General features: G+C 64.2%; 23 protein-coding genes and 1 tRNA gene. 6 read left to right on the top strand and 18 right to left on the bottom strand.

Annotation, left to right across the window (positions count from 1 at the left end; genetic code table 11):
• Positions 1–288 precede the first annotated feature (288 nt).
• From MB818_RS07870 to mscL, 3 genes are all read right to left on the bottom strand, one after another.
• A tRNA-Met gene (locus MB818_RS07870) sits at positions 289–365 on the bottom strand.
• Positions 366–525: 160 nt separating this feature from the next.
• Positions 526–1,332 carry a mechanosensitive ion channel family protein gene (locus tag MB818_RS07865; protein ID WP_238904692.1) on the bottom strand — a complete coding sequence of 269 codons (807 nt, stop codon included), beginning with the start codon at positions 1,330–1,332 and terminating at the stop codon, positions 526–528.
• Between the two features lie 89 nt (positions 1,333–1,421).
• Entirely contained in the window at positions 1,422–1,853 is a 432-nt protein-coding gene (gene mscL / locus MB818_RS07860) for a large conductance mechanosensitive channel protein MscL (RefSeq protein ID WP_234144661.1), read from the bottom strand.
• A gap of 280 nt (positions 1,854–2,133) precedes the next feature.
• Here mscL and MB818_RS07855 point away from each other — a divergent pair, with 280 nt between their 5' ends.
• Positions 2,134–2,832 carry a glutathione S-transferase N-terminal domain-containing protein gene (locus MB818_RS07855; RefSeq protein ID WP_234144473.1) on the top strand — a complete coding sequence of 233 codons (699 nt, stop codon included), beginning with the start codon at positions 2,134–2,136 and terminating at the stop codon, positions 2,830–2,832.
• 3 nt (positions 2,833–2,835) lie between these two features.
• On the opposite strand, the gene MB818_RS07850 is transcribed toward MB818_RS07855, so the two are convergent.
• Together MB818_RS07850 and MB818_RS07845 are read right to left on the bottom strand one after the other, a co-directional pair.
• Positions 2,836–3,285, bottom strand: a complete 450-nt coding sequence (locus MB818_RS07850; protein WP_238904690.1) for a YtoQ family protein — start codon at positions 3,283–3,285, stop codon at positions 2,836–2,838.
• A 66-nt stretch (positions 3,286–3,351) separates the two neighbouring features.
• On the bottom strand, positions 3,352–3,984 hold the full coding sequence (locus MB818_RS07845; RefSeq protein ID WP_234163188.1) for a class I SAM-dependent methyltransferase: 633 nt from the start codon (positions 3,982–3,984) through the stop codon (positions 3,352–3,354).
• A gap of 84 nt (positions 3,985–4,068) precedes the next feature.
• Between MB818_RS07845 and MB818_RS07840 the strand changes: the two genes are divergently transcribed.
• The gene (locus tag MB818_RS07840) at positions 4,069–4,953 is read left to right on the top strand and encodes a LysR family transcriptional regulator (RefSeq protein ID WP_234138174.1); all 885 of its coding nucleotides are present in this window, start codon (positions 4,069–4,071) and stop codon (positions 4,951–4,953) included.
• 55 nt (positions 4,954–5,008) lie between these two features.
• Here MB818_RS07840 and pheT read toward each other — a convergent pair whose 3' ends face one another.
• The 3 genes from pheT to MB818_RS07825 all read right to left on the bottom strand — a co-directional run bounded on the left by pheT (position 5,009) and on the right by MB818_RS07825 (position 9,564).
• Complete coding sequence (gene pheT, locus MB818_RS07835) at positions 5,009–7,405, bottom strand: phenylalanine--tRNA ligase subunit beta (protein ID WP_238904687.1); 2,397 nt, start codon at positions 7,403–7,405, stop codon at positions 5,009–5,011.
• 134 nt (positions 7,406–7,539) lie between these two features.
• The gene (locus tag MB818_RS07830; RefSeq protein ID WP_238904685.1) at positions 7,540–8,811 is read right to left on the bottom strand and encodes a lytic murein transglycosylase; all 1,272 of its coding nucleotides are present in this window, start codon (positions 8,809–8,811) and stop codon (positions 7,540–7,542) included.
• A gap of 63 nt (positions 8,812–8,874) precedes the next feature.
• Entirely contained in the window at positions 8,875–9,564 is a 690-nt protein-coding gene (locus MB818_RS07825) for a helix-turn-helix transcriptional regulator (RefSeq protein WP_234138186.1), read from the bottom strand.
• Between the two features lie 84 nt (positions 9,565–9,648).
• On the opposite strand from MB818_RS07825, the gene MB818_RS07820 reads away from it, so the two are divergent.
• On the top strand, positions 9,649–10,347 hold the full coding sequence (locus MB818_RS07820; protein ID WP_238904683.1) for a glutathione S-transferase family protein: 699 nt from the start codon (positions 9,649–9,651) through the stop codon (positions 10,345–10,347).
• A gap of 247 nt (positions 10,348–10,594) precedes the next feature.
• Here MB818_RS07820 and MB818_RS07815 read toward each other — a convergent pair whose 3' ends face one another.
• From MB818_RS07815 to MB818_RS07805, 3 genes are all read right to left on the bottom strand, one after another.
• Complete coding sequence (locus MB818_RS07815; RefSeq protein WP_234144465.1) at positions 10,595–11,065, bottom strand: Hsp20 family protein; 471 nt, start codon at positions 11,063–11,065, stop codon at positions 10,595–10,597.
• 125 nt (positions 11,066–11,190) lie between these two features.
• On the bottom strand, positions 11,191–12,009 hold the full coding sequence (locus tag MB818_RS07810) for a trypsin-like serine peptidase (RefSeq protein WP_234163185.1): 819 nt from the start codon (positions 12,007–12,009) through the stop codon (positions 11,191–11,193).
• Entirely contained in the window at positions 12,006–12,818 is an 813-nt protein-coding gene (locus MB818_RS07805) for a trypsin-like serine peptidase (protein ID WP_234163184.1), read from the bottom strand. Before MB818_RS07805 ends, MB818_RS07810 begins: the two co-directional genes overlap by 4 nt.
• Before the next feature lie 205 nt (positions 12,819–13,023).
• Between MB818_RS07805 and MB818_RS07800 the strand changes: the two genes are divergently transcribed.
• On the top strand, positions 13,024–14,193 hold the full coding sequence (locus MB818_RS07800; RefSeq protein ID WP_234138213.1) for a YbfB/YjiJ family MFS transporter: 1,170 nt from the start codon (positions 13,024–13,026) through the stop codon (positions 14,191–14,193).
• On the opposite strand, the gene glcF is transcribed toward MB818_RS07800, so the two are convergent.
• From glcF to MB818_RS07785, 3 genes are all read right to left on the bottom strand, one after another.
• Complete coding sequence (gene glcF / locus MB818_RS07795; protein WP_238904682.1) at positions 14,190–15,512, bottom strand: glycolate oxidase subunit GlcF; 1,323 nt, start codon at positions 15,510–15,512, stop codon at positions 14,190–14,192. The genes MB818_RS07800 and glcF overlap by 4 nt on opposite strands.
• 3 nt (positions 15,513–15,515) lie before the next feature.
• Positions 15,516–16,601 carry an FAD-binding protein gene (locus tag MB818_RS07790; protein ID WP_234138225.1) on the bottom strand — a complete coding sequence of 362 codons (1,086 nt, stop codon included), beginning with the start codon at positions 16,599–16,601 and terminating at the stop codon, positions 15,516–15,518.
• Positions 16,602–16,666: 65 nt separating this feature from the next.
• The gene (locus tag MB818_RS07785; RefSeq protein ID WP_234138228.1) at positions 16,667–18,115 is read right to left on the bottom strand and encodes an FAD-linked oxidase C-terminal domain-containing protein; all 1,449 of its coding nucleotides are present in this window, start codon (positions 18,113–18,115) and stop codon (positions 16,667–16,669) included.
• A gap of 81 nt (positions 18,116–18,196) precedes the next feature.
• Here MB818_RS07785 and MB818_RS07780 point away from each other — a divergent pair, with 81 nt between their 5' ends.
• Both MB818_RS07780 and MB818_RS07775 read left to right on the top strand, forming a co-directional pair.
• A complete protein-coding gene (locus MB818_RS07780) occupies positions 18,197–18,919 on the top strand; it encodes a DUF599 domain-containing protein (protein WP_238904679.1) in 723 nt (240 codons plus the stop codon).
• Between the two features lie 35 nt (positions 18,920–18,954).
• Positions 18,955–19,302, top strand: coding sequence for a hypothetical protein (locus MB818_RS07775; protein WP_234163179.1), 348 nt, complete (start codon positions 18,955–18,957; stop codon positions 19,300–19,302).
• A gap of 76 nt (positions 19,303–19,378) precedes the next feature.
• Here the strand turns inward: MB818_RS07775 and MB818_RS07770 are convergent, their stop codons facing one another.
• From MB818_RS07770 to MB818_RS07755, 4 genes are all read right to left on the bottom strand, one after another.
• Positions 19,379–20,299, bottom strand: coding sequence for an ABC transporter permease (locus tag MB818_RS07770; protein ID WP_234144456.1), 921 nt, complete (start codon positions 20,297–20,299; stop codon positions 19,379–19,381).
• 6 nt (positions 20,300–20,305) lie between these two features.
• Positions 20,306–21,589: an ABC transporter permease gene (locus tag MB818_RS07765; protein WP_234144455.1), complete on the bottom strand. Its 1,284-nt coding sequence runs from the start codon at positions 21,587–21,589 to the stop codon at positions 20,306–20,308.
• Positions 21,590–21,659: 70 nt separating this feature from the next.
• Positions 21,660–22,733 carry an ABC transporter substrate-binding protein gene (locus MB818_RS07760; RefSeq protein ID WP_238904676.1) on the bottom strand — a complete coding sequence of 358 codons (1,074 nt, stop codon included), beginning with the start codon at positions 22,731–22,733 and terminating at the stop codon, positions 21,660–21,662.
• 117 nt (positions 22,734–22,850) lie between these two features.
• A complete protein-coding gene (locus MB818_RS07755; RefSeq protein WP_238904674.1) occupies positions 22,851–23,951 on the bottom strand; it encodes an ABC transporter ATP-binding protein in 1,101 nt (366 codons plus the stop codon).
• Positions 23,952–24,038: the final 87 nt, after the last annotated feature.

Genomic DNA, 24,038 nt, shown 5'->3' with positions numbered 1-24,038 from the left:
TCCGCGAAGGCGGCCGTACCGTCGGCGCCGGCGTCGTGTCGAAGATCATCGAGTAATCGGTGATCCCGAGACACGCCTGGTTGCTCCAGGAGATTTTCCCCCGGAAAATCTGCCAAGTGCAACAAGGGCGACAAACAGAAACGGCCGCTCCCCCGGAGCGGCCTTTTTCATGTCCACAAACGATCCGATAACCGAGACTATTCGACGAATAATCTCGAACCAAGCCGAGGGCCAAGGCAGCGAACGACCAGCGGTCTGCTTCATATGTGGGAAAAATCGGGAGAATAGTGGTAGCGTGAGGCGGACTTGAACCGCCGACCCCAGCATTATGAGTGCTGTGCTCTAACCAACTGAGCTATCACGCCGCAACCACGCGCGGTGACTACCTAAGGCCCGCGGCGGTGTCAAACGGATTCCGGCCCTTTGTCGCCGTTTTTTTGCGGCCTCAAACGGGGGAGGGGGCGCTGCCCCTATCGCCGCGCGGGGCGACTCCCCTGGAGCGCTTCGGGCGGAATGAAAAGGGGCTCAAGCCTCTTTGTGGATCTCGACGCTGTGGGGATAGGGGATCGAGATGCCGCCGGCATCGAAGGCTTCCTTGACCCGGCGCGTCAGTTCGAATTTCAGCTCCCAGTAGTCCTCGGCCCGACACCATATCCGCGCGGTCAGATCGACCGAACTGTCGCCCAGATTGGTGACCCGAACCCAGGGGGCGGGATCGGCCAGAACACGGTTGTCTGCCCGGGCGGTTCTTTCGACAATCTCCATCGCTTTTCCCGCATCGTCGCCATAGTCGATGCCGAAGACCAGATCGACGCGGCGGGTGTCGTGGGCGGAGTAGTTAGTGATGATGCTGCCCCAGGCCTGACCGTTGGGTACGATGATCTGCACATTGTCCGGTGTCACCAACTCGGTGGTGAAGAGGTTGAGATCACGCACGGTTCCCGAGGTTCCGCCGATATCGACGAATTGACCGAGCTTGTAGGGCCGGAACACCACCAGCATTACCCCCGCTGCCAGGTCGCTGAGTGTGCCTTGAAGTGCCAGACCGATGGCGAGCGAGGCGGCGCCCAATACGGCGACGATGCTGGTTGCCTCGATCCCGAAGATGCCCAGAACGGCGACCAGAACCATGGCGAGGATCGCCCATCTCACGAGGCTGGCAGTGAAGTTGCCGAGTGTCGGGTCGATTTGCGGGGTCGCGTTGATGCGCCGGCGGACCAGGCCGGCGATCATACCGGCAACGGTCCAACCCAGGATCAGCACAACCAGCGCCTTGCCGGCGCTGACGATGAGCGGCCAGATGACCTCGGCCTGGTTCAGATAGTCCTGCATGGTCTTGTTAGCTCCTGTTGATGCGGGTTGCCTTGAATGAATGAACCGCCCCTGGCATTCCGGAGCGGTCGAAACGACAAGCGGGTTGCTCAGCGTTTCAGCGAGTCGCGGATTTCCAGCAGCACGTCGAGTTCCGACGGGCCTGCGGGCGCGGCCGGCTCGGCGGCGGCCTCTTCCCTTGCGGCGGACTCCTTGGCGCGATTAACCGCCTTTACCAGCATGAACACCACCCAGGCGATGATCAGGAAGTTGAACACCGCCATGATGAAGGCCCCATAGGCAAAGACAGAAGCGCCGGCCTCGCGGGCGGCGGCCAGCGAGTCAAATGTGGTGCCATCGCCGCCCAGAACGACGAAATTGTTGGTAAAGTCGACGCCACCGGTAAACAGGCCGACGATGGGATTGATCAGGTCGTCGACCAGCGATTTAACGATCGCGGTAAAGGCTGCGCCGATAATGATCCCCACCGCCATGTCCATCACGTTTCCCTTGGCAATGAAGGTCTTGAACTCTTTTAGCATGGTCAGTTCCGTGTCTGAGTTTGTGCCGTTGTTGTGTTGCCAGGCTTCGTGGCCGGCCCGGCATAGGGTCAGAAATAACAGGGTGCGGTGTATCCGCACGGGGAAAAATAACGCGGAAATACGTGTTTTTGCAGCAATATGTGCGTGACCCGGCTTTCAGACGCCGGTTTAGGCCTGTTCGCTGCTACACAGCCAGTTGGACAGGGGCGCACAATGCGACCTCTTCTTTCGCCCGGCAGGGAGCATAGGTTGTGTCCGACACCGCAACCGGAGACACGCCATGTTCGATCTTGCCGAATTCCCGATCAGCCGCCGCTGGCCCGCCGCAAACCCCGATATCCTGCAACTCTATTCCTTTCCCACACCAAATGGGGTCAAGGTTTCGATCCTGCTCGAGGAACTGGGCCTGCCTTATGAGGCACATACCGTGACGCTGTCGGACGCGGATGTAAAAAGCCCCGAGTTCCTGTCTCTGAACCCCAACAACAAGATCCCGGCGATCATCGACCCGGACGGGCCGGATGGGCAGCCGCTGGCGTTGTTCGAAAGCGGGGCGATCCTGCTGTATCTGGCGGAGAAGTCCGGGCGCTTCATCGGGGAGACCGCCGCTGACAAGGCGCGCGTCGTTCAGTGGCTGATGTTCCAGATGGGCGGGGTCGGTCCGATGTTCGGGCAGCTTGGGTTTTTCTACAAATTCGCCGGGGCCGAGATCGAGGATCCGCGCCCGCGTGATCGCTATATCGCCGAGGCGCGGCGGATTCTGGCGGTGCTGGACGGGCAGCTGGCGACCCGGGACTGGATCGCGGGCGACTACTCGATCGCCGATATCGCCATTGCACCCTGGCTGCGTGGGCTCGATTATTACGGCGCGCGCGAGGTTCTGGGCTGGGACGGGTTCCCGAATGTTGTCGCCTATCTTGACCGGTTCCTGGCCCGGCCTGCGGTGCAGCGCGGGCTGACGATCCCGGCGCGGGCCTGATCTTCAGCCGGGCAAGGCCCCGGTCAGCACATAGCGCAGGAGGGAGACCACCTGCGCCGGCTCCTCAGCCACCGCAAGGGCAGCGGCGTGCACCTCTTTCAGGGCGTGCTGATGTTCGGGCAGGCTGAGGACGATGATCGACTTGCCCAGTGCCGCGGCATAGCCCGCGTCGAAGGCGGCGTTCCACTGCTTGTACTTGTCGCCAAAGCGGACCACGACAACATCCGCATCGGATATGCCCTTGCGGGTGCGGATCGCGTTCACCATGGCGCCCTTGTGGTCGTGCCAGTACTTGTCAGGTTCGGCGCCCAGGATCGCCACGCCACAATCGTCGCTGGCGGCATGGTCGGTGACCGGGCCCGAGAAACTCACATCCAAACCCTGTGCTCCGGTCACGATCTGTTCGCGCCAGTCGGTGTGAATCTCTCCGGACAGATAGACGTTCAGGGTCATGCCGCTCTCCTTGCCTTGTTCCGGGTGGAGCCTAAGGCGCGGGAGGGCGGGGAGCAACCCGACGCTTCAGCGACGGCGGGCAACGAGGAAGCGGCGCGGGTCCTTGGCGGGAAAGCTCTCTTGCTCGACCAGGTCAAAGCCCGCGCGGGTGATGGCGCGTTCCAGTTGCGCCTCTGTCGAAAAGGTAACCGGGGGTGCCTTGCCCAGCAGTTGCATCACCGGCAGGGCCAGGCGGATCAGGGTGAGCTTCAGGCTGTTGCGGCTCTTGCTCAAGCAGAAAGTCTTGGAGATGAACAGCCCGCCAGGTTTTAGTCGGTCATGGATCGCGGCCAGGCTGGCATCGAGATCATCGACCAGATGCAGCAGGTTGAAGGCCAGTACCGCATCGAACGTCCCTTCGGGCGGGGTCTCGGCCCGGGCTTCTACAAACTCGACGTTCTCCACCCCCTGTTCCGCCGCCTTGCGCCGCCCCACGGCCAGCATTGCAGGCGCTATGTCGGTGGCGACGATCCCAGCCACCTTCGGCGCCAGCCGCAAGGCGGTGGTGCCGGTGCCGCAGCCCAGTTCCAGAACCCGGTCGCCGGGCTTCAGGTGGGCGGCGGTGCGTTCGAGTGTATAGTCATAGGATGCCATGTCCGCGATCGGGGTGCGGGCGTATTTCTCGGCGATCCGGTTCCAGAATGTGACGCTGTCAACCATGGGTGTCTCCTTTTGGCGGCAGAATAGATATGCGCAGAGCCATTAGTAATTGCCGAAATTCGCAGTTTGCTTATACAGAAATGCATGAACGATCTGACCAGGCTGGACTGGAACCACATCCGCGCGTTTCTGAAAACCGCCGAGGCGGGATCGCTGTCGGCGGCAGCGCGGCGATTGAACCTGACACAGCCGACGCTCAGCCGCCAGGTCGCGGCGCTGGAGCAGGATCTGGGCGTCTTGCTGTTCGAGCGGATCGGGCGGGCGCTGGTGCTGACCGAGGCGGGGGCCGACCTGCTGGAGCATACGCGCGCCATGGGGGCGGCGGCGGAGCGGGTGGCGCTGGCAGCTTCGGGCCAGGCGCAATCCATCGAGGGGCGCGTCCGGATCACCGCCAGCGACGTGATGTCGGCCTATGTGCTGCCCGAGGCGCTGCGCCGCATCCGCGCGCAGGCGCCCCGGCTGGAGATCGAGGTGATTGCCGCCAACGATATCCGCGACCTGATGCGGCGCGAGGCGGATATCGCGATCCGCCATGTGCGCCCCGAACAGCCCGATCTGATCGCCCGATTGGTGCGCGAAGCGACGGCGCATTTCTACGCAGCCTCCGCCTATCTCGACCGGCGCGGGCGTCCGGTGACCAAGGCTGATCTGGCGACGCATGACTTCATCGCCTTTGGCGATGTCACCGAGATGCTCGGCCATCTGACACCGCTGGGATTGCCGTTGACCCGCGCCAACTTTCGCCTCGGCTCGCAAAGCGGGGTGGTGGCCTGGGATTACGTGCGGCAGGGGTTCGGTATCGCGCCGATGGGCGATGATGTGGCCGCGTTGACCGAAGGTGTGGAGCGGTTATTGCCAGAGATGGAGCCGCTGCTGTTCCCGGTCTGGCTGACTGCGCATCGCGAGGTGCATACCAGCCGGCGCATCCGTCTGGTGTTCGACATATTGGCCGATTTCCTGGCCGCTTGAAATGCAAAAGGGCACGCCGGGAGGCGCGCCCTTGTACCGTGTGACGAGAGCCGGATCAGCCGCGCAGGGTGCCGCCGGTGGCCTTGGCGACCTTTTCGACGATCCTGGCGCTGACGGCCTCGATATCCTTTTCCTTGAGCGTGGTCTCGGTCGGTTGCAGGCGCACGGTGATGGCGAGCGATTTCTTGCCCTCGCCCAGCGAACCGCCGATGAACTCGTCAAAGACGCGCACATCTTCGATCAGCGCCTTGTCGGCCCCGGCGGCGGCATTGACCAGTGTCAGCGCCTCGACCCCCGCATCGACCACAAAGGCGAAATCGCGTTCGACCGCTTGCAGGTCGCGCAGCGCCAGCGCCTCGCGCGTGGTGCCCGATTTGCGGGGCAGCGGCACCTCTTCGGGCCAGAGCACAAAGGCCACCGCCGGCCCTTTGACATCCATTGCCTGGAGCACGCGGGGATGCAGCTCGCCAAAGATACCCAGCACCTTTTTCGGGCCAAGGCAGATGCGGCCATGGCGGCCCGGATGCCACCAGCCCTCGGCCCCGCGCAGGATCTGCACCTTGGCGGGCGCGCCCATGGCGGCCAGCACCGCTTCGGCATCGGCCTTGGCGTCATAGACATCGACCGGGCGGGAGGCGCCATGCACGTCCTTGGGTCCGGTACGGCCGACCAAGAGGCCCGCGATCTGCGCCCGTTGCTCGCCCGGCTCGCCGCCGTGGAACACCGGCCCTGCCTCGAACAGGGCCAGATCGGCAAAGCCGCGTGCCTGGTTGCGGGCGGCAGCCGCCAGCAGACCCGGCAGCAGGTCGGGGCGCATATGGCTCATTTCCGACGAGATCGGGTTTTCCAGCATGGTGGCGTCGGTGCCACCGCCGAACAGGGCCGCGGCGGCCTGGTCGATGAAGGTGTAGCTGACGCATTCGTTGTAACCCAGCGAGGCCGCCGTGCGGCGGGCCATCGACAGGCGGCGCTGTTGCGGGGTCATCACCGGTTTCGGCACGCCAGAGGTCAGACGTGGCAGGGGTTTGCCCACCAGCTTGGTCAGCGAGGCGATGCGGGCCACTTCCTCGACCAGATCGGCCTCGCCCTGCACATCGGGGCGCCAGCTGGGCACATGCGCCATGTTGCCTTCGAGCCGGAAGCCGAGGCGCGTCAGCGTCTGGCGCTGCTCGCTTTCGGGGATGTCCATGCCGACCAGCGACCGCACGCGTTCGGCGTCCAGCTTATAAGCGCGGGAATGGTCGGGAACCGCGCCCGCGATCACCACGTTCGAGGCCTCGCCGCCGCAGATATCGAGGATCATCTGGGTCGCGTGTTCCAGCCCTTCGAGCGTGTATTCCGGATCGACCCCGCGCTCGAAACGATAGCGTGCGTCCGAGTTGATTTTCAGCGCGCGGCCCGCAAGTGCGATCTGCACATTGTCCCAATAGGCGCTTTCGAGGAAGACATTCACCGTCTCTTCGGTGCAGCCGGTGGCCTCGCCGCCCATGATACCGGCGATGCTCTCGGGGCCTTCGTCGTCCGAGATCACCATCATACCGGGCTGGAAGGTGTATTCCTTCTCGTCCAGCGCCTTGAGCGTTTCGCCCCCTGCCGCGCGGTGGATGCGCAGGTTGCCCTTGACCTTGTCGGCGTCAAAGACGTGCAACGGGCGGTTGTGGTCATAGGTCATGTAGTTGGTGATATCCACCAGCGCCGAGATCGGGCGCAGGCCGATGGCGCGCAGCTGGTCCTGCAACCATTGCGGGCTGGGGCCATTGCGCACGTCGCGGATCAGGCGGCCGGTGAACAGCGGGCAGCCATCGCGCGTATCCTCGTCGATGGTCACCTTGATCGGGCAGTCGAAATCGCCCGGCACCGGCGCATAGGCGCGGGTTTTCAGCGTTCCGATACCGCGCGCGGCCAGGTCGCGGGCGATCCCCGCCACGCCCAGCGCATCGGGACGGTTGGGGGTGATCGCGATCTCGATCACCGGATCGACCTTGGCCGGGTCGTTCTCGGCCAGCCAGTCGATGAACAGCTCGCCCACCTCGCCCGAGGGCAGTTCGATGATGCCGTCATGTTCCTCGGACAGTTCCAGCTCGCGTTCGGAACACATCATGCCGTGGCTTTCGACGCCCCGGATGTTGCCGACCGACAGGGTCACGTCGATACCCGGCACATAATCGCCCGGTTTTGCCAAAACCACGGTGATGCCTTTGCGCGCATTGGGGGCGCCACAGACGATCTGTTTCTCGCCCTCGTCGGTTTCCACCACGCAGACGCGCAGGCGGTCGGCATCGGGGTGTTGGCTGGCTGATTTGACATGGGCCAGAGTGAACCCGGCCAGACGCGCGGCGGGGTTCTCGATGCCTTCGACTTCGAGCCCTAGATCGGTCAGCGCCTCGGCGATCTCGTCCACGCTGGCGGTGGTGTCGAGGTGGTCCTTCAGCCAGGAGAGGGTGAATTTCATGTCGTCGTCCTGTCCTTGATGCGGGTCAGCCCGTCGCCGGTTCCGGTACGCTGCTGCCAAGGTTCGTTTTGGTCAGACCGGCTTTAGCGGATTAGGTCAGGATGGAAAAGAGTGGACCGCATATGTGCGGGCTGTCAGCTTGCGTTGCGCAGCCGTTCCAGCACCCGCAACGAGGCATAGCCGTCAGGCGCCAGGCCCTGATCCAGCTGATAGTCGCGCACCGCGTTGATGGTCAACGGTCCGATCTTGCCGTCGATCTTTTGCGTATCGAACCCGGCGGCGGTCAGGCGCTCTTGCAACTCGATCCGCTCGTCCAGGGTCAGCGCCCGGTCAGCGCGCGGCCAGTTGCCCCGGATCGGCCCTCCACCCGCGATGCGGTCGGCCAGATGGCCGACCCCGATCACATAGGCATCGGCGGTGTTATAGGTCTCGATCACCGCGAAATTGTCAAAGATCATGAAGGCCGCGCCGCTGTGTCCGGCGGGCAGCAATATGCTGGCGGGGCCATGGTCGGGCACTGCATGGCCCTGAACGTCGCGCACGCCCAGAGCGGCCCAGTCCGACGGCAACCGCGTCAACTCGCGCCGGGCGCTGGTCAGGTCGAACCCCTTGGGCAGCTGCACCTCGACCCCCCAGGGCTGGCCGGTCACCCAGCCATTGGCCTTGAGATAGGCGGCGGTCGAGGCCAGCGCGTCGCTGGGGTCGTCGGACCAGATGTCGCGGCGCCCGTCGCCGGTGAAATCCACCGCGTGCTCCTGATACGAGGTCGGCATGAACTGGGTATGGCCCATGGCGCCCGCCCAGCTGCCGCGCAGGTCGCGCAGCCGTGCGTCGCCGCTGTCAAGGATGCGAAGGGCGGCGATCAGCTGGTCTTCGAAGAACGCGGCGCGGCGGGTGTCAAAGGCCAGCGAAGCCAGCGAACGCAGGGTGCTGTCGCCCCCACGCACCGCGCCATAGGCACTTTCCAGCCCCCAGATGGCGGCGACCACATGGCGGTCGACGCCCCATTGCGCCTCGACCCGGGTCAGCAGGTCGGCGTGGCGCGCGACGGCCTTGCGGCCATTGGCGATGCGGGCCTCGGACACGGCGGTGTCGAGATAGTCCCAGATCGTCTTGGTGAATTCCGCCTGGTTGCGGTCACGCCGGACCACTTCGGCGTCATAGCTGAGGCCGGGCAGGGCGGCATCCAGCGTGGCCGGGGTGATGCCGAGGGTCAGCGCACGGTTCCGAAACCCGGCCAACCAGGTTTGAAACTGCGCTTCGAGATCCTGAGAGGCAGGCGTGAGTGTAAACGGCCGCAATACCGGACGCAGCGATTGCGCCACCGCGGGAATCAGCGTGGCGGGGGTCTCTGCCAGAACGCTGCCGCCCAGGCAAATCGCCAGACATGTCAGATACCGGATCATGGGTCGCGCCCTGTTTTGCTGCTCGGCCCCAGAGTAGCGCGAAAGCGGCGGTGGACAAAGCACTCACACCTGTTGCGCGCGGATCTGTGCCAGCGCATCGCGCAGCATCGGCACCCGGCGCGGGCGAAAGCTCTGCCCGGTAACCACCAGATCGCGCATCCGATCAAGCCGGAACACCCGCACATCCATCCGCAACAGGCACCAGGCGATCAGCACGCTGGAACGATCCATATAGACGATGGACAGCGGATAGACAGTCCGCGAGGTGGCCGCGCCATGCATGTCGGTATAGTCGAAACTGACCGCCATTTCGTCCCAGGCGGCGGCGCGCAGCTGGGCCACCGGGATTGTTGGCGGCTGGGGGCGGTCAAACCGGGTCGCGGTCAGCACCGCATGGGACAGGCGGTGCGACTGGCGCGGCGGCAGGCGGCCCTGAAGCTTGCGCAGCGCGGCGCTGGCGGCCTGGCTCAGTGCCGGGTCGCCGATCAGTTCCGCCTCGCGCAGACCCAGAACCAGCGCCTCCAACTCGTCATCGGTAAAGCCGAGCGGGGGCAGGGTGGCGTCTTCGATCAGGGTAAAGCCAAACCCTGCCTCGCCGTCGATCACGGCGCCAAGACCGCGCAGCGCGTCGATGTCGCGATGAATGGTGCGCGGCGAGACACCCAGATCCTGCGCCAGCGCCGTCGAGGTATGCGGCGCGGGGCCCGAGCGCAGGGCCTGCATCAGTTGGAACAATCTTGCAGTTTTCGACATGGTGCAGGGTAACCCGGGCCTGATGACAGGAATTGACATCATGCTGCCCTATCCAGTCGGCAGTTGAAACCAAGGACCGGACAGATGCTGACCCTGATGATGTTTCCCAAGGCCTTCGGGCTTTATTCTGCCAGCCCGTTCTGCGTGAAAGCGGCCTATCTAATGCAGTTGGCCGGACAGCCTTGGCGGCGGCAGGACCTGAACGATCCGCGCCAGATGCCCCACCGCAAACTGCCGGTCCTGCGGACCCCGGAACGTCTGGTGCCCGACAGTGAGGGTATCCGGGCCTGGCTCGAGGCGCAGGGCGCGGATTTCGACCGGGGCCTCTCAGATGCGCAACGCGCCCATGCCTGCGCGCTGGTCCACATGGCCGAAGATCACCTCTATCCCTTTCTGGTTCTGGACCGTTGGGAGAATGATGCAGTCTGGCTCGTCATACGCGAAACGTTCTTTGCCGATATCCCGCGCCTGTTGCGCAAGCCGGTCACCAAACGGATCCGGGCGCAGGTGCTGCGCGGGCTCGACTTTCAGGGCGCCGCCCGGTTCTCTGATGTCGAAAGGCGGGATCGGGTCGAGCGGAGCTTGGAGGCGCTGACCGCGCTCTTGTGGCAGAAACCTTATCTGTTTGGCGAGTATCCGACCACCGCAGACCTGTCGGTGGCGCCGATGCTGGCCGCGATGCGGGCAACACCCGTTGCCACGCCTTTGCAGCGTCGCATTGCCGAGGATCGTATTCTGTCCGAGTATATCGACAGGATGGACGAGACCCTGCTCCTGACATGACCGACCCAATGGATTCAACGGTTGTTTCGGTTTGCGGCCTGTCCGACCGTACAGCGCGGGTCTGGTCAACCTGCGCGCGCTGGCTGGCCATCTGTTGCGCCGACCCCGGATCACTGCTCGAAACGAACGGCGCGCCCCATGCCTGGAGGAACATGAGGCGCGCACTGGGTGCGACAACCGAGGGAGGTCCGGTTTATCGCGAATGACCCACGCGCCCATCAAACCGCAGGGGCGCGCGGATCTGAGTTTAGTTGACCGACTTTGCCTCGATCCGTTCGGGCATGTCGGCAGGTTGCGCCGACGCGATCTCGATCCGACGCGGTTTCAGCGCCTCGGGAATCTCGCGTTTCAGGTCGATATGCAGCATGCCGTTTTCGTGGCTGGCGCCAGTGACGCGCACGTGATCGGCCAGCGTAAAGCGGCGCTCGAACGCGCGGGTGGCGATGCCGCGATGCAGATAGGTCCGCTCGGCCTCGTCTGCAGCCTTGCGGGCGGAAACCACCAGGGCATTTTCCTTGACCTCGACCGACAGGTCGCTATCGGCGAAACCGGCCACGGCGATCGAGATGCGATAGGCGTCTGCGGCGGTTTTCTCGATGTTATATGGCGGATAGCTGGGCTGCCCCACGTCGCTGGACATGACCCTGTCCATCAGATCCGCGATCTGGTCGAAACCGATGCTGGCGCGGTGCAGCGGGGCGAAATCGAAACTGCGCATATGTCGTAATCCTCTTTTTCGAGCGATTGATGTCAAAGCCCTCCGTCACGGACGGGCGGTTGCAGGCCCGGACCCCGCATTGCGGCGGCCCGGTCAAACTGAAATGGGAAAGCGCAGAACTGTTTTCAAGAGCCGCCGGGGCGCAGGAACTTGGCCCCCAAGGCACCCGACGACAGGCCGCCGCCCACTTGCAGACGGCGGATGTTCGCTGTTGGCGCCGGAGCATTGGCGCGCAGCTTCTGTTTCAGGGCGGCGACGGTATCGGCCAGCTCCATGCCATAGCCGATAGAGCGGCCCTCGATCACGGCACCGGCGGAAACCAGCGACAGCACCCGGCCCCGGCTGCCTTCGCGCGCAAGGATGGCGGCGCCGGACGAGCCAAAGGTCACGTCGCAATCAAAGGCGATGAGGCCCTGTTGTCGCCAGAGCATCTGGCAGGCGCGCTGGCGCGATATCGCCTCGGCCCGACCACGCCCGTAGGACGAGACGCTGATTTCGCTGCCGGTCACGTCGCCCGAATGGAGGGCGAAGGGGTCAGCCAGCGCGGTCGGCACCGGATTGTCCAGCCGCATCAGCGCCACATCGACCCGTATACGCTCGGCCGAGACAGCGCCCGCGGGCTGGAACTCGGAAGGTGTCACGATCTGCACGACGCGGCGGTCGGCCACCGAGGTGCCATCGCGGAACCCGGCGCGAAAGGTGATCTCGCCCGCGCGGTAATGCGCGCCGGTGCGCCCGTCAAAGGCGCAATGGGCGGCGGTCAGAACCAGATCGGGGGCGATCAGGGTACCGGTGCAAAAGCCCTGTTCGGCTATATCAAGGCGTCCGACCGCCTCCCACCCGAACAGGTCGTCGCGGTCGGTCAGGCGGCGGAGCCCGGAATTCTGTGCCAGGGCAGGCAGGGCCAGCAGGGCCGAGAGTGCAAGGGCGCACAGTGCCTTCATGGTTTGACAAACTTGGCGCCCGATGCGCTGCCCCGATTGCTGACGGACAGGCGGTTGACGCGCGGTACCGTCGGATTGGCAGCCCGTTTGCGACTGTCCAGCTCTCCCATCAGATAGGTCAGGGTGTCATCGAGCGAGGTGCCAAGCGCCACGCGCGCGCCATCGACCTCGGCCTTGGCCGAAACCACCGAGACGATGCGCGGCGTGCTGTCCGACACGCTGAAGACCGGCGAGCCAGAGGCGCCGAAATCCACATCGCAGGTCATGACCAGCACGCCCTGCTGCCGGGCCATGACGGCGCAGGCCCTTTGCAGCGAGGGTGCCTCGGCCCGGTCATGGGCATAGGAGACCACCTGAACCGCATCGCCCCGCATCGGGTGGCTGCCGGTCTCAAACGGGATGACGGTGGTGTTGCGGATCGGCTGGCTCAGCTTCAAGAGCGCCAGGTCGTTGCGTACCCGGTCGGCGGTGACCGTCCCCTCGTAGAGATAGTCGGGGTGATGAACCGCCCGCGCAACCCGGCGATAGGCCGAGGCGCGCCCGCGCCGCCAACCTGCCAGGAACTCGATCCGGGCCGGGTCGATCCGCTGTCCGGTGGTTTTGTCGTAAAGACAATGGGCGGCGGTCAGCACCAGATCGGGTGCGATCAGGGCACCGGTACAGAACCCGGTCCCGTCGATATCCAGCCGCCCGACTGCAAGCCAGCTGCGCCCGGCATCGGTGGTCTCTAGGCTGGTCAGCCCGCTGTCCTGCGCGCCCGCGATGGTCGCCGCGGTGGCAAGAACGAATGCCAGTATGGATTTGCGCACGCGGTCCTCCGCACCTGTTGTCGGGGACAGAGGTAGGGGGCGCATTGGGCGAAAATGGGGCGCGGTCGGGGCTTCTTGGCGAACCTATGCCATGCAGCGGCTTGCGCCAAAGCGGCAGGCTTGGCAGGGTCGCGTCAGTTGTCGCGCGGCTGACGCACCGACATAACGAGGGTTCCGAATTGTCTCTGCATCTATCGGTCGAGCAATGACATTATCTGCTACACGGTCGTGGCTGGTGCTGGCAGGGCTCGCGCTGGGCGTGACGGTGACCAATGGGTTTGCCCGTTTTGCCTATGGTCTGTTGCTGCCGGCGATGAAATCGGAAATGCAGTGGAACTATGCGCAGGCGGGCTGGCTGAATACGGCCAATGCGTTGGGCTATATCGCGGGTGCGGCGCTGACCATGGCGACGATCCGGAGCATGGGCCCGGTGCGCCTGTTCATCACTGGGCTGATTGCCACAACGCTGGCGCTGCTGGCTACCGGAGCGAATGCCGAGCTGTGGTGGCAGACCTCATGGCGCTTTCTGGCCGGGTTCTTTGGCGCGATGTCCTTTTCCACCGCCGGAACGCTGACGGCCGGGTTGTTTCGCGACGATCCGCGGCGCAATGCGCTGGCCATTGCGATCCTGTTCGGGTCGGGCGGGGGCTTGGGCATCGTGCTGGCCGGCGCCGCGCTGCCGCTGTTTCTGGAGGCCTATGGCCCGGCGGCCTGGCCTATCGCCTGGTACCTGATCGGTGGGGCCAGCCTGACCTTCCTGCCGCTGGCCCTGTGGGCGGCGGTGCAACAACGCGCACCTGTCCAGTCGCAGGCCGGGCATGCCCCCTTACCGCTGCGCCGGATGTTGCCGGAACTGGCGGGTTATGCCGGGTTCGGTCTGGGCTACATCGTCTATCTGACCTTTCTGTCCGCTTGGATGACCGAGCAGGCGGCCAGCGCGCCCTTCATTGCGCTGGTCTGGGTGATCCTGGGGCTATGCATCTCGGTCTCGCCGCTGGTGTGGCGGCCGGTGCTGGCACGCCATGCCTCGGGCTTGCCGCTGGCGATGATCCTGACCGGCATCGCCGTCGGCTCGGCGCTACCGGTGGTGTTGCCCAATGGCCCGGCCCTGCTGGTCTCGGCGGTGGTCTTTGGCTTGTCGGTCTTCATGGCACCGGGCGCGGTGACCAATTTCGCGCGCCAGAACCTGCCGCCGGAAAGCTGGGGCCGGGCGATCAGCCTGTTCACGGTGGTGTTTGCAGTGGCCCAGACCTTGGGCCCCTATGGCGCGGGACTGGTCGGCGATCTGGTCGGCGATATCGGCATCAGCCTGCTGGTCGCCGCCGGCCTGTTGCTGGCCGGGGCGGCGATTGCGTCGCGGCAGCGGCCGCTCTAACGCAGGATCGGCACCTCTGGTGCGCGTTTGCCCGGTGCCGTCATCGCCGGAGGCTGCGGCCCGCCCGTGGCCCAATCCAAGAGTTCGACCGTGTGCATGATCGGCAGTTCGGTTCCCGACCCGATCTGCATCAAACAGCCGATATTGCCCGCCGCGATCAGGTCGGGTTTCTTGGCCTCAAGCGTGCGGATCTTGCGCGCCTTTAGCTTGCCCGAGATCTCGGGTTGCATCAGGTTATAGGTCCCGGCCGAGCCGCAGCAGAGATGACTGTCGGCGGGTTCCACCACCGTAAAGCCCGCGCGTTTCAGCAGGTCCTTGGGATAGGTCTTGATCTTTTGCCCATGTTGCAGCGAGCAGGCGGCGTGATAGGCCACCGTCAGCCCCTTGTCGGCGCCTTCGGGCAGGTCGAGCTGCATCAACAGCTCGCTTATGTCCATGGCGATGGCCGACACGCGGGCGGCCTCGGCCGCCAGCGGTTCGTTGCGGAACATGTGGCCGTAATCCTTGACCGTGGTGCCGCAGCCGCTGGTATTGATCACGATGGCATCGAGCCCTGCGCCATCCATCTCGCGCACCCAGGCGCGGATGTTCTTGGCCGCTGTAGCGTGACTCTCGCTCGTGCGCCCCATGTGATGGGTCAGCGCGCCGCAGCAGCCCGCGCCTTCGGCCACCACGACCTCGCAGCCCAGGCGTGTCAGCAGGCGGATGGTGGCATCGTTGATATCGGTATTCAGCGCCTTTTGCGCGCAGCCGGTCATCAGGGCGACCCGCTTCTTGCGCGTGCCAGCCGGGGCAAAGCTCTGCGGATCGTCGTTGCGGCTGACGGGTGGGATATGTTTCGGCGCCATGTCGAGCATCGCGCGCAGCCGCGCATCGGGCATCAGCCCACGGAACGGACGGCCGATCTTGGCCCCCAGCAGCGCCAGCCGGAACCGCGTGGGATAGGGCAGGATGCGCGCCAGAATCCAGCGCAGCGCCCGGTCGCTGAACGGGCGGCGATATTTCTGCTCGATATATTCGCGCGCCTGATCGACCAGATGCATGTAATGCACGCCCGAGGGGCAGGTGGTCATGCAGGCCAGACAGCTGAGGCAACGGTCGATGTGTTTGACCGTCTTTGCATCGGGCACCCGACTGTTTTCCAGCATGTCCTTGATCAGGTAGATGCGCCCGCGCGGGCTGTCGAGCTCGTCGCCCAGCACTTGGTAGGTCGGGCAGGTGGCGGTGCAGAACCCGCAATGCACGCAGGAACGCAGGATCTCGTTGGCGCGCTGGATGCCGGGATCGGCCAGCTGTTCGGCGGTGAAATTCGTCTGCATCGCTTACCCCATCAGTCCCGGATTGAAGAGCCCTTTCGGATCGAACCGCTGCCGCAACCCGCGCGACAGGGCGGCGAGCGGTGCCGGTTCAGGCTGGAACATGGCGTGCTGCGTCCGATCCCCCCGGATCAGGGTCGCATGGCCCGCAAATTCGCCCAGCCGCGCGCGCAGGTCGGTGCCTGTGGGCATCAGCGCCCAGATCAACCCGCCACCCCAGTCGAACAGCAGCGCCTCGGCCTTGCAGCGCGCGGCCAGCTCTGGCGCGTCGCCCGGTTTCACCGAGATCCGCCAGACATCGCCTTCGCGCCCGTGAAATGGCGCCACATCGCGAATGCCGGGCCAGGGATCGTCCTCCACCTGCGCCACCGTTCCGAATGGCGCAAACAGCCGGATCAGCGCCTCTGCCCGATAGGCGACGGAGGCCTCGAACCCCTCGATCCGAACCAGCGCCTGGCCTGAGGCCGGATCATAGGCCGCGCCGGTCACCTCATAGGGCGAGCCCAGACCCGCCGACAGCGCGCGCACCGCGGTTGCCGCATCGGGCACGGAAATCGTCAGCGTGGTTTGCGTCTCGGCCTTTGGCAGCACCTTCAGAGAGACCTCGCTCAGCACCCCCAAAGTGCCCCAGGACCCGGCCATCAGCTTGACCAGATCATAGCCGGTAACATTCTTCATCACCCGGCCGCCATTGCTGATCACTTGACCCAGGCCATCGACATAGCGCACGCCCAGCAGGAAATCGCGCGCTGCGCCCGTCTGTATCCGGCGGGGGCCCGAGATATTGCCAGCCACCACGCCACCGATGGTGGGCGTGCCCTCGGTCCCCATCAACCCGCGATGATCCATCGGCTCAAAGGCCAGCCGTTGCCCCTCAGCCGCCAGTGCAGCCTCAATCTCGGCCACCGGCGTTCCGGCTTTGGCGACCAACGTCAGCGCGCCGGGCTCATAGAGCGTGATGCCGCTCAGCCCCGAGATATCCAACTCGGCCTCCGGCCCCGGCACGCCCCGCGTCCCGCCGCCCCGTATCCGAACCGGTGCAGTCAGCCCGGCCACGATCTGGGCCAGTTCGGCCTCTGTCTGGGGTCTCATCTCTTCACTTTGCTCCAAATACTCCGGGGGGAATTGGCCGCAGGCCAAGGGGGGCAGCGCCCCCGCTACTCTGCCGCCACCTGTACCGCGCGGCGGCTTTCCGAGACCGACAGCGGAAACACCTTGGCGGGGTTCAGCAGCCACTGCGGGTCGAACACGTCCTTGACCGCCATCTGCGCCTCAAGATCGACGGCTGCGTATTGGTGCAGCATCAGGTCGCGCTTCTCGATCCCTACCCCGTGCTCGCCGGTCAGGCAGCCGCCCGCATCGACGCAGAGTTTCAGGATGTCGGCGCCAAAGGCCTCGCATTTTTCCAGGTCACCGGGCTTGTTGGCATCGAACAGGATCAGCGGGTGCATATTGCCATCGCCGGCGTGGAACACGTTGCCCACCTTCAACCCATACTCTTGGCTCAGCTCGCCAATCCGGCGCAGAACCATCGGCAGGGCGGAGACAGGGATGGTGCCGTCGAGGCACATGTAATCGTTGATCTGCCCCATGGCGCCAAAGGCCGATTTACGGCCCAGCCAGATCTTGGCACTCTCCTCGGCTGACTGGCTTTCGCGCAGTTCCAGCGGGTCGTGCCTGCGGGCGATTTCCAGGATGCGGGTCAATTGGTCGTCGATTTCTGCCTCGGACCCCTCGACCTCAACAATCAATAGCGCCTCGCATTGCGGATAACCCGCCTTGGCAAAGGCTTCGCAGGCCTCGATACAGAGCCGGTCCATGAACTCGATCGCCACCGGCAGAACGCCCGCCTTGATGATGTCGCTGACGCAGGCGCCGGCGACCTCGTTGCTGTCGAACGCCATCAGCACCGGACGCGCGCCCTCGGGCTTGCGCAGGATGCGCAGTGTGGCTTCGGTGACTACGCCCAATTGCCCCTCGCTGCCGCAGATGACGCCCAGCAGGTCCAGCCCGCCCGCATCCAGATGCGCTCCGCCGATCTCGACCACGGTGCCGTCCATCAGCACCATGGTGACACCCAGCAGGTTGTTGGTGGTCACACCGTATTTCAGACAATGCGCCCCGCCCGAGTTCATCGCGATATTGCCCGCGATGGCGCAGGCCAGCTGCGACGAGGGGTCGGGGGCGTAAAAGAAATCCTCGGCCTCGACCGCGCCGGTGACGCTCAGGTTGGTACGACCCGATTGCACCCGGATGATGCGGTTGTCATAGTCGGTCTCCAAAACCTCGTTCATCCGAGCGACGCCCAGGATCACGCTGTCGGCGGTGGGCAAAGCGCCCCCGGCCAGCGAGGTGCCCGAACCGCGCGGGACCACCGGCACGCCCTCTTCATGGCAGATGCGCAGCACGTCCGAGACTTCCTGTGTCGAGGCGGGCAGGACGGCCAGCAGCGGCGGGCAGCGATAGGCGGTCAGCGCGTCGCATTCATAGGCGCGGGTCTCGGACAGGTCGTCGATCACCGCGTCGGCGGGCAAGACCTGCCGTAGTCGCTGCACAAGGCGCGGCTTCTTGGCCAGAACGGTTGGATTCGGGGCGGGCATATCCATCGGGAAACCTCCATCTGGTAAATTAATATTACCAATTTTGCGATCTGGCAAGGCAAAGCGGTAAGACGTACTGTCGCGCCCATGACCTGGATCGACCGTGCCCTTGCTTTTGCCCCGATGGATTACCTTGCCGTTGCCGTCTTGCTGGCGGGGTGGTTATGGATCGGCTGGCGTATCGAGAACCCGGCACCGGGCAAGCCTTCGGTCTCGGCCTTGATGGCAGATTTCCGGCGCGACTGGATGCGCCAGATGGTGACCCGTCAACCGCGCGTCTTCGATGCGCAGCTGATCTCGATCATGCGGCAGGGCACATCCTTCTTTGCCTCGACGGCGGTGATCGCGGTGGGCGGTGGGTTGGCGCTGATCGGCAATACCGACCGGTTGTCGGACATTGCGCAGGATCTGGCGCTGACCAGCGCGCCCGCGCTGGTGTGGGAGGTCAAGATCCTGATCGTGCTGCTGTTCCTGTCCAATGCCTTCCTGAAATTCGTCTGGGCCAATCGGCTGTTCGGGTACTGCGCGGTGCTGATGGCCGCGGTTCCGAACGAGCCCGAGGACGCGCGCTGTCTGCCGCGCGCGGCCCAGGCGGCCGAGATCTGCATCACCGCTGCGCGCAGCTTCAACAAGGGGCTGCGCTCGACCTATTTCGCGCTCGCTTCGGTGGCCTGGTTGGTCGGGCCACTGGCGCTGATCGGGGCAGGGGGGCTGACGTTTGCGGTGCTCTACCGACGCGAATTCGCCTCCCACTCGCGGACGGTTCTGCTGTCCCTACCCGCCGAAGGCGGGCTGGACACGGCATCGTGAGCGCGCGACCCGCGCGCGCAGGTTAAGCTGTTGGCATGCGATTTCTGATTCCGTTCCTTCTGATGACGGCTCCGGCTCTCGCCGATCCACCTGCGATCGAGAAAGTCACCGTGCATCGAAGCGGCGATGGCTGGCGATTCGATGTCACCCTGCGCCACCCCGATACCGGGTGGGACCACTATGCCGATGGCTGGCGGGTGCTGGACATGCAGGGGCGGGAACTTGGGATGCGTACCTTGTTCCATCCGCATGAGACAGAACAGCCCTTTACCCGCTCGCTGGGTGGGGTCGCCATCCCAGAGGGAACGACGCAAGTACAGATCGAGGCGCGTTGCAACGTGGATGGCTGGGCGTCGCAGCGGCTGGTGGTCGACCTGCCTTGACCTGAAATGCCGCCGCGGAAATGCAAAGGGGCCGGTTGCCCGGCCCCTCGTGTTGCTTTGAGAATCGAGTGTCGTCTCAGCCCGGAGACATGCCGCGCAGCTTTTCGGAACGCCGCCGCAGCAGTTCGACCACGGTCAGCAGCGCAATCGAGATCACGACGAGGATCGTGGCCACCGACAGGATTGCCGGGCTGATCTGTTCGCGGATACCGTTCCACATCTGGCGCGGGATGGTCTGTTCGTCCAGACCGCCGACAAAGAGCACCACCACAACCTCGTCAAACGAGGTGACAAAGGCAAAGAGCGCGCCCGAGATCACACCGGGCAAGATCAGCGGCATCTGCACCTTGAAGAAGGTGGTGACGGGATCAGCGCCCATATTCGCCGCGGCCCGGGTCAGCGAATGGTCGAACCCCACCAGCGTTGCCGTCACGGTGATGATCACGAAGGGGATGCCAAGCGTCGCATGGGCGAGGATGATGCCCAGATAGGGTATGCCCCAGTCCTGAATGCCGATCGACGAGTAGAAGAAGAACAGACCCGTCGCGGTGATGATGATCGGCACGATCATCGGCGAGATCAGGATCGCCATGACCGCGCGCCGTCCCGGCATCTCGGGCCGGGACAGACCCAGCGCAGCGATGGTGCCCAGCGTGGTGGCCAGGATGGTCGAGAAGAAACCGATGATGATCGAGTTCTTGGTGGCCTGGATCCACTGTGCGTTCGCCCATGCGTCAGCCCACCATGAACTGTCGCGCGGTGCCTCGGGCTCCAGCATGCCAAAGGTCAGCAGCAGATCATACCAGCGGGTCGAAAACCCCTCGGCGTCAAGGGACAGCATCTTGTCGGTAAAGGTGAAATAGGGCTCGGCGTTGAAGCTGAGCGGAATGATCACCAGGATCGGCGCGATCAGGAACAGAAAGATCAGTGCGCAGATCACGAGATAGGCATAGTGCCAGACCCGTTCCAGGGGCGATGCGTGTTTGGGAAGTGCCATGTCCGATTACCCCAGTTTCAGATTGTCGATGCCGATCAGGCGATCGTACAGCCAGTAGAGAAGCAGGACGCCTGCCAGCAGCAGCGCGGCCAAGGCGGCGGCGAGCGACCAGTTCAGCGATTTCTGCATGTGGAAAGCGATCAGGTTCGAGATCAGCTGACCATCCGCACCACCGACCAGTGCGGGCGTGATGTAATACCCGACCGCCAGGATGAAGACGAGCAGCGCCCCGGCGCCGATCCCCGGCACGGTCTGCGGAAAGTAGATGCGGCGGAACGCGGTCCAGCTGGTGGCGCCCAGCGAGCGCGCGGCGCGCACATAGGACGGGTTGATCATCCGCATCACCGAATAAAGCGGCAGAACCATGAAGGGCAGCAGGATATGCGTCATCGAGATCACGGTGCCTGCCCGGTTATACATCAGCTGCAAGCGGCCATCGTCGCCAAGGATGCCGAGGCCGACCAGCGTGTCGTTCAGTACACCCTGACTTTGCAGCAGCACCATCCAACTGGTGGTCCGCACCAGCAGCGAGGTCCAGAAGGGCAGCAGAACCAGGATCATCAGCAGGTTGGAATGGCGCAGCGGAAGCGTCGCCAGCAGATGTGCGATCGGATAAGCCAATATGAAGGTCAGGAAAGTGATCAGCAGCGACAAGCTAAGCGTGCGGGTGAACAGCTTGACATAGACCTGCCGGTTTTCCGGCACCATCGTCACTGAGCCACTTGCATCGCGTTCGCGGTCGATGGCGGCAAGGTAGAAGTTCGTCGTGTACGAGGACGAGGCCCCGCGCATCGCCTGCCAAAGTTCGGGATTACCCCAATCCTTGTCCAGCTCAAGAATCGCTTCCTTGTAGGGCGGTTCCAGCTTTTTGGCGCTACGGGCGGCCTTGGTGAACATCGAACGCGAGCCCGACAGTTCATAATTGATCCGGGTTCCGGCCTGACCGGGTGCTTTCAGATCGCGCAGCGTCACCAGATCGGCGGCCAGCGCGGCAAAGGCGGCCTCGTCGGGCTCGGTGCCCGGTGGGTTGGCCTCGAACCAGGTGGCAAGGTTGGTCATGATCGGGGTGCGGTCGCCCGAAGTCACGTCCTCGTGCCAGGTGAACCCTTCGTTATAGACCGAGCGATAGAGCATCTGTCCGATCGGGAACACGAAGGTGATCAGGATGAAGGCCAGAAGCGGCAGAACAAGAAGAAAGGCGCGGCGCCGCGCACGGGCCTGCGCCCTGAGCAGCGCGCCCTTGAGCGGTTTGCCGTCCGCAGTGGTCAGCGGCTGAGCGATATCGGTCATCGGGGCTTCGTCCTGGGAAACTTGTGTGGGAAAGAGCCGCCCCGGAAAGGGGCGGCCCGGTAGTGTCAGATCAGTTCGCCAGCCAGGCGTTGAACCGCTCGTTCAGCTCGGCGTCCTTGTCGACCCAGAACTCGAAGTTGTTGACCAGCGCGTTCTTCAGGGCTGCTTCTGAGGTCGGCATGTGCGGTGCCATCTCGGTCTTGCCGTCCTGGTAGAGGCCGACCAGCGCGCCCGAGGACTTACGTGCCGGGCCATAGCTGATCCACTTGGCCTGATCCGCCAGCGCCTGGGTGCTGGTCGAGAAGGCGATGAACTGCATGGCGGCGTCCTTGTTCGGTGCGCCTTTGGGGACCACGAACAGGTCGAAGTCGAGGATCTGGCCGTCCCACATGATCTCGAAGGGCTGGCCTTCGGCCACGGCGGCGTTGAAGATACGGCCGTTATAGGCGGTCGACATCACGACTTCGCCGTCTGCCAGCAGCTGCGGCGGCTGTGCACCAGCTTCCCACCAGACGATGTCGTCCTTGATCCGATCCAGAACCGCGAATGCTCGATCAACGCCTTCATCGGTTTCCAGCATCTCATAGACCTCGCCAGCGGGAACGCCGTCACCCATCAGCGCCATTTCCAGCGTGGCCTTGGCGGATTTGCGCAGGCCGCGCTTGCCGGGGATCTTGTCGGTGTTGAAGAAATCGGCGATCGAGCTGGGGGCCATCGACACGTTTGCGGTGTTGTAGGCAACCGAGGTCGACCAGACGATGTTCGCGACGGCACAATCCTGCAGCGCGCCATCGATGAAGTCGTCGGTCGCGGCGGTGCCATCGGGGGCCGCGGACAGGATCGACGGGTCGATCTCTTCCAGCAGACCTTCGTCGCACAGGCGCACGGCGTCCGAGAATTCGACGTCAGCGACGTCAACCGACACGTTGCCGGCCTCGACCTGGGCCTTGATCGGGGTTGCCGGGTTGTCGGCGTCGACCGAGTTCACCTTGATGCCGGTCGCGGCAGTGAAGGGCTTGTGATAGGCTTCTACCTGGCTCTTGGTATAGGCGCCGCCCCAGGACATCACGGTGACTTCCTGCGCGGAGACGGCAAAGGCTGCCGAGGTCAGCGCGGTTGCCAGCAAAGCTGTCTTAAGTTTCATGGATTGCTCCCTTGTTGACCCGTTTGGTTTTTTTCACGGGACCGGCCGCGACGGGCGCTGCGGCCAGGTCCGATTGCATCCGCCCCGGTTCACGAGGCGAGCGTTTCCGGCGCTGGATCAGGCGTCCAGCGCGCGGCAATCTTCGGGCAGCCAGCCGATTTCGATCTGGGCGCCGGGTTCCAGTCGCACCTGATCGGGCGCGTTCCGTGTCTTGATGATGAATTCATCGTTGCCGGCAACGCGGACACGGGTGCGGAAGATGTCACCCATGTAGATGAATTCCATCACCTCGGCCTTGAGCGTGTGCGCACCTGCTTTCAGGCGGCTCTTGTTGAATTCGACACGCTCGGGGCGGATCGACACACGGGTACGCTCGCCCGGGCGGCTGACATTGACCGGTTTGCAGTCGATCAACTCGCCGTCGTCGAGACGGACCACCGCGATACCGTTGCGGATCTCCTGCACCTCGCCTTCCAGAGTGTTGTTCTCACCGATGAACTGGGCGACGAAGCTGTTGGCGGGCTGCTCATAAAGCTCGTCGGGCGGCGCCAACTGCTGGATTACACCGTCGTTGAACACCGCGACGCGGTCGGACATGGTCAGCGCCTCGGTCTGATCGTGGGTCACATAGACCACGGTGATTCCCAGATCATGGGCAAGGCGGGTGATTTCGAACTGCATCTTTTCGCGCAACTGCTTGTCCAGCGCGCCCAACGGTTCGTCCATCAACACCAGTTCCGGTTCGAAGACCAGTGCACGGGCCAAGGCGACGCGCTGCTGCTGGCCGCCCGAAAGCTGTGCCGGACGACGGCCGCCAAAAGCGCCCATCTCGACCATGTCGAGTGCGCGCTTGATCTTGGCCTCGCGGTCGGATTTGCCGATGTTGCGCACTTCCAGCGGAAACGAAAGGTTTTCGGCAATCGTCATATGCGGGAACAGGGCATAGTTCTGAAACACCATGCCGATGCCGCGCTTGTGCGGTGGGATATTGTTGATCGGACGCCCATCCAGCTTGATTTCGCCATGTGTGGCGGTTTCGAACCCGGCCAACATCATCAGGCAGGTTGTCTTGCCGGAACCCGACGGGCCGAGCATCGTCAGAAACTCTCCCTTGGGCATGGTCAGATTGAGATCTTTTACGACAAGCGTTTCGCCGTCATAGCTCTTCTGGACGCGTTCGAATTCAACGAACGCATCGTTGCTGGTGCGTGTGGTCAATGCCAGCTCCCCGTACACTTACACTGCGATCTTGGCCGCTATTGCCCTGAGGTTAAGCGCGCACTGGGGGGAGTTGCAACCGATTTG

It is taken from the genome of Ruegeria alba (genome assembly GCF_022321465.1).
GTDB classification, from domain to species: Bacteria; Pseudomonadota; Alphaproteobacteria; order Rhodobacterales; family Rhodobacteraceae; genus Ruegeria_B; species Ruegeria_B alba.
Note: the sequence above shows the minus strand (reverse complement) of the source record. Positions and strands in the feature narration are given on the sequence as shown.